12 protein-coding genes and 1 riboswitch are annotated in these 13,082 nt (G+C 37.4%); of the genes, 4 read left to right on the top strand and 8 right to left on the bottom strand.

Annotated elements, in window-relative coordinates; genetic code table 11:
- Positions 1-28: 28 nt before the first annotated feature.
- Both CSE16_RS09360 and CSE16_RS09355 read right to left on the bottom strand, forming a co-directional pair.
- Complete coding sequence (locus CSE16_RS09360; RefSeq protein ID WP_099423647.1) at positions 29-229, bottom strand: cold-shock protein; 201 nt, start codon at positions 227-229, stop codon at positions 29-31.
- Between the two features lie 410 nt (positions 230-639).
- The gene (locus CSE16_RS09355) at positions 640-930 is read right to left on the bottom strand and encodes a DUF1033 family protein (RefSeq protein ID WP_099423646.1); all 291 of its coding nucleotides are present in this window, start codon (positions 928-930) and stop codon (positions 640-642) included.
- A gap of 117 nt (positions 931-1,047) precedes the next feature.
- Here CSE16_RS09355 and CSE16_RS09350 point away from each other — a divergent pair, with 117 nt between their 5' ends.
- The 4 genes from CSE16_RS09350 (at position 1,048) to CSE16_RS09335 (ending at position 4,993) form a co-directional block, all read left to right on the top strand.
- Positions 1,048-2,775 carry a globin-coupled sensor protein gene (locus CSE16_RS09350; protein WP_099423645.1) on the top strand — a complete coding sequence of 576 codons (1,728 nt, stop codon included), beginning with the start codon at positions 1,048-1,050 and terminating at the stop codon, positions 2,773-2,775.
- A 76-nt stretch (positions 2,776-2,851) separates the two neighbouring features.
- Positions 2,852-3,112: a hypothetical protein gene (locus CSE16_RS09345; protein ID WP_099423644.1), complete on the top strand. Its 261-nt coding sequence runs from the start codon at positions 2,852-2,854 to the stop codon at positions 3,110-3,112.
- Between the two features lie 117 nt (positions 3,113-3,229).
- Positions 3,230-3,877 (top strand): 5-bromo-4-chloroindolyl phosphate hydrolysis family protein, encoded by a 648-nt coding sequence (locus CSE16_RS09340; protein WP_099423643.1) that lies wholly within the window; start codon positions 3,230-3,232, stop codon positions 3,875-3,877.
- Between the two features lie 3 nt (positions 3,878-3,880).
- Positions 3,881-4,993, top strand: coding sequence for a toxic anion resistance protein (locus CSE16_RS09335; protein ID WP_099423642.1), 1,113 nt, complete (start codon positions 3,881-3,883; stop codon positions 4,991-4,993).
- A gap of 74 nt (positions 4,994-5,067) precedes the next feature.
- On the opposite strand, the gene CSE16_RS09330 is transcribed toward CSE16_RS09335, so the two are convergent.
- The 6 genes from CSE16_RS09330 to CSE16_RS09305 all read right to left on the bottom strand — a co-directional run bounded on the left by CSE16_RS09330 (position 5,068) and on the right by CSE16_RS09305 (position 12,952).
- Positions 5,068-5,265 carry a DUF6501 family protein gene (locus tag CSE16_RS09330; RefSeq protein ID WP_057985235.1) on the bottom strand — a complete coding sequence of 66 codons (198 nt, stop codon included), beginning with the start codon at positions 5,263-5,265 and terminating at the stop codon, positions 5,068-5,070.
- A gap of 411 nt (positions 5,266-5,676) precedes the next feature.
- Complete coding sequence (locus tag CSE16_RS09325) at positions 5,677-6,411, bottom strand: amino acid ABC transporter ATP-binding protein (RefSeq protein ID WP_099423641.1); 735 nt, start codon at positions 6,409-6,411, stop codon at positions 5,677-5,679.
- Positions 6,412-6,415: 4 nt separating this feature from the next.
- Complete coding sequence (locus tag CSE16_RS09320; RefSeq protein WP_099423640.1) at positions 6,416-7,162, bottom strand: amino acid ABC transporter permease; 747 nt, start codon at positions 7,160-7,162, stop codon at positions 6,416-6,418.
- A gap of 303 nt (positions 7,163-7,465) precedes the next feature.
- A complete protein-coding gene (locus CSE16_RS09315) occupies positions 7,466-8,311 on the bottom strand; it encodes a transporter substrate-binding domain-containing protein (RefSeq protein ID WP_099423639.1) in 846 nt (281 codons plus the stop codon).
- Positions 8,312-8,472: 161 nt separating this feature from the next.
- A riboswitch (Lysine riboswitch) is annotated at positions 8,473-8,656 on the bottom strand.
- Positions 8,657-8,809: 153 nt separating this feature from the next.
- Positions 8,810-10,060, bottom strand: coding sequence for a 2-oxoglutarate dehydrogenase complex dihydrolipoyllysine-residue succinyltransferase (gene odhB, locus CSE16_RS09310; protein ID WP_099423638.1), 1,251 nt, complete (start codon positions 10,058-10,060; stop codon positions 8,810-8,812).
- Positions 10,061-10,147: 87 nt separating this feature from the next.
- Positions 10,148-12,952, bottom strand: a complete 2,805-nt coding sequence (locus tag CSE16_RS09305; protein WP_099423637.1) for a 2-oxoglutarate dehydrogenase E1 component — start codon at positions 12,950-12,952, stop codon at positions 10,148-10,150.
- Positions 12,953-13,082 lie beyond the last annotated feature (130 nt).

Genomic DNA, 13,082 nt, shown 5'->3' with positions numbered 1-13,082 from the left:
AAAATCGAATGATTTCTTTTGAAAGAAGTTAAATTTTAGTTAAGTTCGCTGCTTGTGGACCACGGTTGCCGTCCACAACTTCGAATTCTACTTTTTGACCTTCGTCTAGTGTTTTAAAGCCGTCACCTTGAATAGATGAGAAGTGTACGAATACGTCGTTTTCTCCTTCTACTTCGATGAAACCAAAACCTTTTTCTGAGTTAAACCATTTTACTGTACCTTGTTTCATTAGAAAAAACCTCCAAAAATTAAAAGTAAACAATTAAAAAAGTCTTTCAAATCAATTACGCCTCGGCTAACTTTTGTCCAGATTTTTTTCAAGATTGCTTGAAAACTCCTCTAAAAATCTGTGTCATCCGCCGGGGGCTTTAACTTGATTCAGCCGGGGATTGAACCCCCAATGATATAAAGGCATATTCGGCATTCATTACCCACTTATAGAAGTAGAGAACTTCTGCTGAAGCAAGTTAAAAATTCACATATTATAAAAAGTACCGAAAACTAGCATCGATCACCTTTATAATATGTGAATCCATTGTTTCGAGTAGAGCGATTTAATTGTTAAGCTTAGTATACGAATCCTCACAATATATGTCAATCCTAATCGTCAAAATAATGGAAATATTTACTCGACTCTGTTTATTTGGAAATGGCCTCCGGTGAATGAATAATAATTCCATGATAAATTTGTGCATCTTCATCACACGCCTCGCAAAATTCACTTTCATCTTCTGACCAAAAGGCGAAGTAGCGGTCATGCTTACACGCTTCATTTTCATACTTTTCACGAAAATTACTGATGAGTTCGGTAAAGCTATGTTTAAATTGTTGCTCACATTCAAATATATGTGTTGAAACAATATGCTCTTCCCACCCATCAAATTGCCACCATGGCTCATAATCCGCTTTTATATAAATAATTTTATACATATTCATTTCCTTTCCAATTCCCTATCATTTTAAACTTTTCGCATAGTTATGTCTATTATTGCTAACTTCCCTATGATAAACTATGGAAAAATGCATAATTTATGGGGGAACTATTTCATGTTTTCTAAATTTAAACCGAAAGCAGAATTACAAGATCTTTTCGAAAGAGGGACTGATATTAATGCATCCGCGCGCTTTTTACAAACACTGACTTTCAATAATTTCAAACAGCGTGACCAAGAGAATCTTGTGAAAATATATGAGCGTATTCAAACATTAACACCTACAATGAATGTCATTTTTAATACATATCTAAAAGAAATAGCCCCTAATGGACAAAATCCTATTTCAGAAGCACAAATTGAACGGTATTTAAAGCAATTCTTTTTATGTGAGCGCAATGATGATTATGCAGATCAGTCCCTTCATTTTTTCAATTTATTACGTGAAAATCATTTTGAGCCAGGTAAACTTATTGTCGTATTTAACCAATTCTCATTCTATGTCACAACATTAATTTTACATCATTTTGCATTAAAGCCACATGTCGCTTTCAATTATATGAAATCTTTATCTGCGGCTGTAAATATTGACCAGGAATTATTAGTAGAAGTAATGACAGAGCGTTTAATTGAAAATGTCATTGAAGAACTTTCTACTTTAACCGATGCGAATGCCAATATTATGTATATGAAAGATTTAATCCAAAGCTTAGATACACAATCCGATGATATTGCAAGCTCTACGGCAGCTTCTCAGGAACTCGCGGCTTCTATCGCTGAAATTGCTCGTTCTTCATCTGCTATTGCAGAAAAAACAAACGAATCGGTTGAAAATGCGGTGAAAGGAAAGCAATCCATTGAACATGCATTAACTGAAATCTTTACAACAGAAGAAACTTTCACAGAAATCGTTCATAGTTTTAAGGAACTACAAAAGCATGTGAATGACATTGAAAGTGTTGTTACATTAATCAATCAAATTGCCGATCAAACGAATTTACTTGCGTTAAATGCATCAATTGAGGCGGCACGTGCTGGTGAGCATGGAAAAGGATTTGCCGTTGTCGCACAGGAAGTTCGAAAATTAGCAGAAAATACAGTATCAGCTCTTGGCGAAGTTTCAACTAATGTTCAATCGTTAAAAAGCTATTCAAATAATGTCGCTTCCTCGATTACAGAAACAACGACGATCATTCGTGAAGCAACAGACGAAGCAAAGGAATCATTACCTTTATTAAATTCCATCGTTGATATTATCGAAAGTATTAATACAGATGTGACAATAACGGCTGCCGCATCAGAGGAACAAGCGGCATCTATTGATGAAATTTCTGTACGAATGGTTCAAATTTCAAACTTACAAGAAGATATACGTGCATTTGGGAATGATACATCACGAGATATTCATAAACTAGGCTTGGAAATTACACGCTTTAGAAATGAAATCACAGCGAATAATAATGTTCAACTTTCAAGTATTTCTTTACTTCAGCTATCAAAAGCGGATCATATCTTATGGAAATGGCGTGTGTACAATATGTTCCTTGGTTTAGAAAAGTTATCACCAAATGACGTATCCTCTCACTTCGATTGCCGTCTAGGGAAATGGTATACATCCGATAAGACGATTGCTCGATTTAGCAAGCATGATTCTTATAAACAATTGGACCGTTATCATATGCAAGTGCATAGTTCTGCAAAATCGGCCGTTGAGCAATTTAACGCTGGGAATACAATGAATGCAGAAACACACTTACTTGAAATTGAGGCAGCATCACGAAAAGTAATTAGCTATATAAATGACTTAATCGAGGTTATTAATAAAGAACGCATTATGCAATAATCGTGGGAAGCAAAACAATTAAACGTTTTGCTTTTCTTTTTAAGTAGGTCGCTTATACAAAAAAAGGAGACGAACGATGAAGGTACACGCAATCATTTGCATCTACACACCAATCCAGGTCCCCTACCACTATGTTCATACAAAGGCTTTAGAGCTGTCGTTAAAAGGCACAATTAACGTAAATAGCGAACAGTGGCTCATTCAAGTAGAAGGCAAAAGAGCGGCAATCAATGAATTCGTTAAAATTATGTTAGACAGCGCGGAATTTTCGGAAATTAAAATTGCAGTCAATCAAACATTGAAGCATTTTAAATCACTAACCATTAATATCGTATAAAATTCAATTCATTTTACTTTCTACTAACTCGAAAAAAATGTAGTATAAGGGTAGGCAAAATGAAACTTATTTGACGCACAAACGTAGAAATAGTATCGAGTAAAGGAGGTACGAATAATGCTTGGTCCTATCAATTATTTAACACGCCATTTCATTAATGTACTAGCAGGTTCTACAGCATTCATCGTATCGGTAGTAAACATTTCAGGAATTGCTATGATTTTGTCACTACCGCTTGCAATGGGTGCCTATTATTTATCCAATAAAATCACATTCGCCGTGCAAAATGCGAATCAGCGCAAGAAAATTGGTCTATCCAAATCGGAATATCAATTAATCGACGCGCAGCTTAAACAAGCGAAGGCTCATACACAATCTTTAACACAACAAATTGTTCGTGTAAGATCCATTCGTTCTTTTAAACAAATTAATGAAATGTCGAAACTATCAAAACGTATTATCAATATTGTTCAGACAAATCCACAAAAATTTTATGCCGTAGAGGATTTCTTCTATGCCCATCTTCCGTCTGCTGTTCAATTATCTGATAAATATACATTGTTAACGAAAGAACAAGTGACTGGTAATGAGATTCATTTAGCGCTAGAAGATACACGAAAAACGTTAAAAGATCTCCACGTTACAATGGAAGAAGATTTAAAAAATGCGTTAGCTTCGGATATTGAAAATTTAAAAATAGAGCTTGATTTCGCAAAAATGTCCAATGAAAAACGCAAAGAACGATTAAAAGTCGGCGGTGAGTAAATCATGGGAACAGAAATAAACCCTTTCGATGCTTTCACATCTAGTGGAAGTGTCGATATTCAAGCATCACGAGAACAATTTGCGGTGAATGTTGCCAACAATGCAACAACACCGCTTTTTACGTCGCTTAGTACAATTTCCAAACAACGGGCTGTACATTTAGCAGCAGATTTACCAATCCATCAATATGAACAAATTCTAGTATTCGGTTTACCGGCACAAGAAGCACTAAAAAAATTCACCTCACAAATGCTTAATTATATCCAGCGAAAAGATGTTTCGAGAGTTGGTGAAGTGCTGTCTGATTTGATGCAACATCTAGAAGAAATCGATCCTGATGCATTAGTGGAAGAGGAAAAAGGATTTTTTGCCCGCATTTTTAATCGTCCTAAACAGTCGATTCAAGAAATTATGACCCATTACAACAAGCTAAGTAAACGGATTGATCGACTCAGCATCCAATTATCACATACGCAAAATGGGTTATTGGCGGACTATCAGTTTTTAAATGAGTTATATGCTGTCAATGAAGAATATTTCCAAGAAGTTAATGTTTTTATTGCTTCACTAGAAATAAAAAAACAGCATCTTCAAGAAGTTATTTTGCCTACGATTCAGCAAGCTTTGTTGGAAAATACGGATCCCTTTAAACAAAATGAATTGAACGACCTGCAAATGCAAATTGAGTGGCTTGATCGACGGATGTATGATTTAGAAATATCACGTGAGGTAGCAATCCAATACGCACCGCAAATTCGATTAATTCAACAAACGAACCAGCTACTAATTGAGAAAATTCAAAGTTCGATTATGAATACTATCCCGCTTTGGCAATCACAAATTGCGATGCTCCTTAGCATGAATAACCAAAGACGTGCCATGCAGTCTCAACAGCGCTTAATGGATGCATCAGAGGAGCTTTTACGTAAAAACGGGAAAATGCTCGAGTCAACATCTAAGAGTAGCAAACGACTTGCTGTGAATCATGAGGATATAGATCGTTTCAAGCAAACACAATTAAGATTGCTACAAGATATAGAAGATACGTTGCGCGTGCAAGTGACGAGCAATGAAAAGCGTCATGAAATCGAACATATTATTATTGAGCAAAAATAAAAAACAGCTCGTCTTCGTGAAGTGAAAATACTTCAAGAAGATGAGCTGTTTTTCTAATTTCATTAAGTAGGCTATTAAGCGAAATACTCTTTGTAGTAGCCACCAATTTGGCCTGTATTGTCGATAACAAAAATGAACTCTTCCGTTTCATTTTTCACTTCGTATTCTTTTCCAACTGTTAAAACATTTGAAACTAAATACTTAGCTGCGTTTGTGTGCACACATTTCACGGTACGAATCGTTGGCGCATCTTTCCATTTTAAATGTAACATTTGTTTACCTCACTTTTAAATAACTTGTATAATATCTATTTTATACGATTTTCCCCTAAGATGATAGTACCTATACAAAGGAACCCAAATTTTCTCCAGTATGAACGGACTTTATACCTTTCAAGGTATACCTACCCGTGAAAGCTAACAATCTTCGGGTGTTGAGACCACCCTACTGAATAAAGCTACACATTATGCAAATGCTCGTTTGAATGTCCCTTATGAACATGTTACACTATTATTAAGAGGTGGCCTTCATGACATTTGGTAGTGTTCCAATGTGGTTTTTTGCAATCGCTATTGCTTTTGCTATTATATTTTTTATCGTTTCTGAGTGGAACTCTAGAAAATAAGCTTGCAACATTTTGCAAGCTCTTTTTTTATGTCTAGAAGGAACAAGCGTGCTGAATATTATTTTAATGTGCGTTTTAAAAACTCTTTCGTTCGGTCATTTTTAGGGTTTACTAATACCTCACTTGGGTGGCCCTCTTCTACGATCACCCCTTTGTCCATAAAAACAATGCGGTCTGAAACTTCTTTCGCAAATTCCATTTCATGCGTCACAATAAGCATTGTATTTCCTTGGCTTGCTAGCATACGCATGACTTTTAATACTTCTCCCACCATTTCTGGGTCTAATGCCGACGTCGGCTCATCAAAGAGCATGACATCTGGATCCATCGCAAGTGCACGAGCAATCGCAACACGCTGCTTTTGCCCCCCTGATAATTGACGTGGCTTTGCGTTTTTATACGCACTCATCCCGACTAGCTCTAGGTATTTCAACGCATTTGCTTCTGCTTGTTCTTTTGAGCGCTTTAATACCTTTTGTTGGCCGACAACACAGTTACCAAGCACATTTAAATTATTAAATAAGTTGAATGATTGGAATACCATTCCAAGATGGGTGCGGTATTTTTCAATGTTATGATTTTCCGCTAATATCGTTTTATTATTATAAATAATTTCACCAGCTGTTGGCATTTCAAGTAAGTTAATACAACGGAGTAGCGTTGATTTACCCGATCCTGAAGAACCGATTAGCGTGACAACTTCTCCTTTGTTCACTTGGAAATTGACATCTTTTAAAACTTCATGATCACCGAATTTTTTATTTAAATGTTGAATCTCAATCACTGCTGTCATTGTATTATTCACCTTCCTTTTCTAATTTGTTTCCCGTAATTAACTCCACTTTAAAGGATTCTGGCCCGTCCATTTTCTTTTCAAATTGTAATAAGAAGCGCGTCACTGTGAAGGTCATTATAAAGTACAGTACAGACGCAATGAAGAAGGCTTCAATATATTTATAATTACTTCCTGCTACAGAGTTGGCTGTAAAGAATAGCTCCACTACTGAAATAACGCTCAGCACGGATGAATCTTTAATATTCATAACAAGTTGGTTCCCTGTTGCTGGTAAAATATTGCGTGCGACTTGAGGTAATACAACATGGATCATTGTTTGTAAATGATTCATACCAATGGCTTGCGCTGCTTCAAATTGACCTTTATCAACTGATACAATCCCACCACGCACGTATTCCGACATATACGCACCAGTATTTAAACTAATTACAATGCTTGCTGCTAAAAAACGATCGATATCAATTCCTAAATAGAATAAACCATAAAAGACAACCATTGCCTGTACCATCATTGGTGTTCCTCGGAATATTTCAACATAGGCTGTTAAAATGAAATTAACGAGTTTTAGTAAATACGTTTTTGCTGATTTTTTACGTTGTGGAATCGTATGCATAATTCCAATGAAAAAACCAATAAGGACACCGAAAATTGTCCCGATAACTGCTAGGATGAGCGCTGTATATGCACCACGTAAAAATACTTCCCAGTTAGTTATGAACAACGTCCAAACTGAATCTAAAAATGCCATTTTGCTCTCCTCCAATATCTTTGATGTCATTACTCATACATATATATCCTCCGGCGGATGTCACAGATTTTGAAGGGATTTAAAATTAGGATGTTAGCCTAACATCGTCGCATCCATGCGACAACGGCTAACTGACCTGCATCGTGCAGGCCTAAGCACAATTCAAAATCTGGACGCAATTACGCCAATGTGTAATTGATGTAAATGTATTACACGGAAAGCAGCTTTCTAATAAAAAATATTACTAATCGAAAAAGGTTGCCTTCCGTTTGCCGGCAAGACAACCTTTCTATTCGCAACCTCTTATTGTGCTGCTGGTTGATTTGCAATGGCGTCTTCCATTAATTTTTGACGCTCTTCTTCTGGAATTTCAGCTAAAACTTTGTTGATTTGTTCCGCTAAATTTGAACCCTTTTTTAATCCTACTGCAACGGCAGTTGTTGAAGGATCCGCTTCGAAGTTTGGTTCTGGTACGATGTATTTAATGTTTTTCATTGCTAGTTCAGCAGAAATCCCTTCTGGACGCTCTGAAACGTATGCATCAATCGCACCTGAAGTTAATTGAACACGCATTGCACCGAAGTCTGTAGCTGCTACTTCTTTCTTCACACCGTCCATTTGGTCGATAACATCATAATGTGTTGTTGCTTGTTGCCCTGTCACTTTTGCACCTGCAAAGTCATTAATTGATTTTGCACTTGCATAAGGTCCATCTGCTTTCACAACGATAACATAATCACTTGTATAGTAGTTTTCAGTAAAATCAATTGATTCTTTTCGTTTATCTGTTGGTGACATTCCCGCAATAACTAAATCGATCGCACCTGATTGTAATGATGGGACTAAGCCATCCCAGTCAGTTTTTACAATTTGTAATTCCATATTCAAACCTTCAGCAATACGTTTTGCGAATTCAACATCGTATCCTGCTGCAAATTCCTTTGAACCTGAAATGGCTACCGCGCCAAATGAATCATTGCTTTGTGACCAGTTAAATGGTGCATAGCCTGCTTCCATTCCAACTTTTAACACCTTTTTTGATGTAGATCCCTCTGATTCAGTAGTTCCTTCTTCCTTGTCTGATCCACACGCTGCTAATACAAGCATCATCGCCATTAATGTTAAAACTAATACTAAATTCTTTTTCATATTCATTCTCTCCTATTTACTTATTTTTGAGCTATTTTACTAACAGGAAAACCTACTTCAATCAAAGAAGATTAAGATAATGTTTTTAACCATAAAAAAACGACCTAAAAGAAGATTTTAGGTCGCTAAATAAAAAATAGCTCAAATCCCCTACAATCCCATATTGAGATAGCTCAACTCGATTACCGCGAGGATAACCGAGACAGTCCTGCAATTATTCACTGCAGACCCAGCATAAAAAGATAGAGCTCTTCTTAAACTTCGGCGGTAGATCCTTCTTTTTCATCTCGATGCATGCTCTAAGCTCCATGAAAAACTAATAAATACCGCGCCTCTACCCCACAAGAATGTGAGGTTATTATTAAATTATTTAATGAATGAATAAATAATACTATAAATCTATATTTTCTGTCAACATGCATTTTTCAGATATTTGCACGGACAAAAAAACGAGCACATACCTCATATAGAGGTGCGCTCGCTTTTTTTAATAAATAATTAAGAATTTAATAATAAATCTTCTGGATTTTCGATCATTTCCTTAACTGTTTTTAAGAAACCAACAGAATCTTTCCCATCGATAATACGGTGGTCATAAGATAATGCCACGTACATCATTGGACGGATTTGAACTTCACCGTTAATCGCTACTGGACGGTTTACGATTGAGTGCATGCCTAAAATACCAGCTTGTGTACCGTTCATGATTGGTGTAGACATTAATGAACCGAATACACCACCGTTAGTGATTGTAAACGAACCACCAGCCATGTCGTTTAAGCCTAATTTTTTGTCGCGTGCTTTACCAGCTAATTCAGCAATATTTCTTTCGATCTCTGCGAAGTTCTTGCTGTTTGCATCACGTACTACAGGTACGACTAAACCTTCTTCTGTAGATACGGCAACACCGATATCAAAGAAGTTGTTTAAGTGAATTTCGTCACCGCTAATTTGTGCGTTAACGTAAGGATATTTTTTAAGTGCTGCAACAACAGCTTTCGTAAAGAACGACATGAAACCTAATTTGATGTCATTATTTTTTACGAATTGCTCTTGTTTACGTTTACGTAATGCCATGATGTTTGTCATGTCGATTTCGTTAAATGTTGTTAACATTGCAGTTGATTGTTTAACTTCTAATAAACGTTTTGCAATTGTTTGACGACGACGAGACATTTTCTCAACCGTTACACGATCAGAATCGCCTGCTGGAGTGAATACCATTGGGCCATTTGCTGCTACTGCTGCAACTGCCGCTTGAGCTACTGGTGCTGTACCATGAGCTGCAACGTCTTGTACGCGAACACGGCCTTGTGGATCTACTGGAGAAATTGCCGCTAAGTCAATTCCTTTTTCACGAGCTAATTTACGTGCTGCTGGAGATGCAATCACACGATCAGTAGACTCTTCCACGATTGGAGCCGGAGCTGCTGGTGCTGCAACTGGAGCAGCTGGAGCCGCTTGTGCTGGTGCCGCTTCTTGAACTGGTGCTACAGGTGCAGGTGCTGCGCCTTCACCAGCTTCAACTACTGCGATTACTTGACCTACAAGAACTGTATCGCCTTCTGGAGCTAAAATTTGAGTTAATACACCCGCTTCTTCAGAAATGATTTCAGCGTTTACTTTATCTGTTTCTAATTCTACGATGAATTCGCCTTTTTCTACGCGATCTCCAACTTTTTTCACCCACTGAGCAATTGTACCTTCAGTAATTGATTCTGCTAATTCAGGGACTTTAATTTCAGCCACTTTAATATCCTCCTTTAATTACACTATACAAATTTGTATAGGTAGGCTACTTGCTATACAAGCAGCCTTTTTAAATTCATGATTCGATTATTTTTCTAATGCTTCTGTAATTAATTTAGTTTGAGCAGCTTTATGAGAATCGCCGTCTCCTTCAGAAGTCGAGCTCATTGCAGGACGTCCTACATAGCTAACTTTTTTACCATCAGCCATATCGTAAAGTGTTTCAAGTACATACATCCAAGAACCTTGGTTTTTCGGCTCTTCTTGTACCCAAACGATTTCTTTCACATTCGGGAAGCGTGCAATAATATCCGCCACTTGTTGTTTCGGGAATGGATAAATTTGCTCAACACGTACGATGTGTAAGTGGTCGAAACCTTCGCCATCTTTCACACGTTCAGCTAAGTCAATCATCACTTTACCCGTACCAAGTACTACTTTTTCTACTGCTGCTACGTTTTTGCCTAAGCCTTCTTGCTCAATCACTTCTTGGAAGCGACCAGTTGCAAGTTGTTCCGCACTAGCTGCTGCTAATGGGTGACGTAATAAAGATTTAGGAGAAACGACTACTAATGGACGTACACCTTCTGTGCCTAAAAGACCAGCTTGGCGACGTAATAAGTGATAGTAGTTGCCTGCATTTGAACAGTTTGCTACGAACCAGTTGTTTTCAGCTGATAATTGTAAGAAACGTTCCATACGACTAGATGAGTGCTCAGGACCTTGACCTTCATAACCATGTGGTAAAAGGATAACAAAGCCTGATTTTTGACCCCATTTAGCGCGTGCACTTGAAATGAAGTTATCGAACATTACTTGTGCCATGTTTGCGAAGTCACCGAATTGTGCTTCCCAAATCGATAATACATTCTCATTTTCTAAGTTATACCCATATTCATAGCCAACTACACCAGCTTCAGTAAGTGGTGAGTTGCAAACTGTGAATGACGCTTTCACGCCATCTATGTGGTGTAATGGCGTATATTCATTACCATTATTTTTGTCATGAAGAACTAAGTGACGTTGAGAGAACGTACCGCGTTGTGCATCTTGACCTGTAAAACGAACTGGTGTAGCGTCTTGCGTAATTGTCGCATAAGCTAATGTTTCCGCATGACCCCAATCGATTTTATTCGTTGCAAATGCTTCACGACGTTTTTCTAAAATTTTACCTAGTTTGTTTTGTGGTTGGAATCCACCTTCAAACACTAATAAATCTTCATTTACTTTGTTTAAACGATCAAAATCAACTGTTGTGTCGACTTCTGGGAATTCTACCTTTAATTCTTCTGGCATTTCGATTGCAATATGCTCATCTTTTTCTGCCATTGATTTCACGTGATCGTACGCTGCTTGCATTTCTGCGTAAATCGTTGTATCAAGCTCTTTCACTTGTTCAGCTGTTACAACGTTTGTAGCCGCTAACTCAGCACCATATAGCGCACGAATAGGTTCATGTTTTGCAACTAACTTATACGTTTCTGGGTTTGTTACTGTCGGATCATCCGTTTCGTTGTGACCATAACGGCGGTAACCAATTAAGTCAATTACGATGTCTTTTCCGAATTTCGCACGGTATTCCGCGATGAAACGACCTACTTGTGCAACCGTCTCTGGGCTATCTGCATTCACATGGATAACTGGAATATCATAACCTTTTGCAGGATCTGATGAATAAACAGATGAACGTGAATCATATAATTCCGTTGTGAAACCAATCATGTTGTTCGAAATAATGTGAACCGTACCGCCCGTAGAGAAGCCTTCTGTTTGAGAGAAGTTAAAGCCTTCTGTTACGATACCTTGACCAGCAAACGCCGCGTCACCATGAAGTAAAATACCTACTGCTTTTGACGCGTCATGCTTAGCCGTACCTGGAGCAGTTGTATCGTCCTGAACAGCACGAGCCGCACCTAATACAACTGGGTTCCCTACTTCTAAGTGTGATGGATTGTAAGCAAGTTTAACGTTCATGCCAGTTGCGCGCATATACGATGCACCCATGTGATATTTTACGTCGCCCGTCCAACCTTTTGTAATTTCAAGTTTGCCGTCTTCAGGCATAAATAATTCGTTTGAAACGTGAGCAAAGTCAGAGAACATCATGTCATATGGTTTGTTTAAAATATGTGTTAATACATTTAAACGGCCACGGTGAGCCATACCAATACGCGCGTTTTTCACGCCGTTGTTTTCTGAGCCTTTTAAAATTTCATCTAATAAAATAATTTGTGTATCTAAACCTTCACCAGAGAAACGTTTTTGACCAACAAATGTTTTATGGATAAATTTCTCAAAGTTTTCAACGCGTGTTAATCGCTCTAAAACTGCTTTTTTCTCATCTGATGATAAAGCATTTTTGAATACGCCTGATTCAATTTTAGATTGTATCCACTCACGCTCCACATCATTTTGTAAATGTGAATATTCTACGCCTACTTTATCTGTATAAATGGCTTTTAAATAAGCAATCGCATCTTTCCCGTTCGCGATACCCGCTGGAACATTTTTGAAAAATACTGTTGCTGGTATAGCCACTAAATCTGCATCAGTTAAATTGAATACGCTTTCTTTAATTCGATTAGTCTCTAAAGTACGATTTTTTAATGGATATAAATCCGCAGCTAAATGACCATATTCACGAATTGCTGCTGCTAATTTTACTGCAGCTAAAACTTTCGTGTAATCACCAGTGCCTGTTGTGTCCCCTGTAACAACAGTTGCACCATCAGAAAATACAGGTGCACCATATGCTTGGAATAATTCTACTAATTGTAGTTCTACCTCTTCAGGAGATTGCAAGTATAGGTCATACTGTTCCATCACATAACCTAAGTTAGGACCAGAAAACGCTGACCAAACGGAACCTGCAGGTAATACATTGTTCGACATGAAAATAACCTCCAAATTTTGCCTATTGGTTGTTCCAATAATTAACCAAAATAAATCAAATAACATTTTACCATTCTTCTATTCATTTTATTCAATCGCGATAAGAAATATAGAAGAACATTTTTTCCAT

It is taken from the genome of Solibacillus sp. R5-41 (assembly GCF_002736105.1).
GTDB lineage: Bacteria > Bacillota > Bacilli > Bacillales_A > Planococcaceae > Solibacillus.
This window is presented reverse-complemented; position numbering and strand designations above follow the sequence as displayed.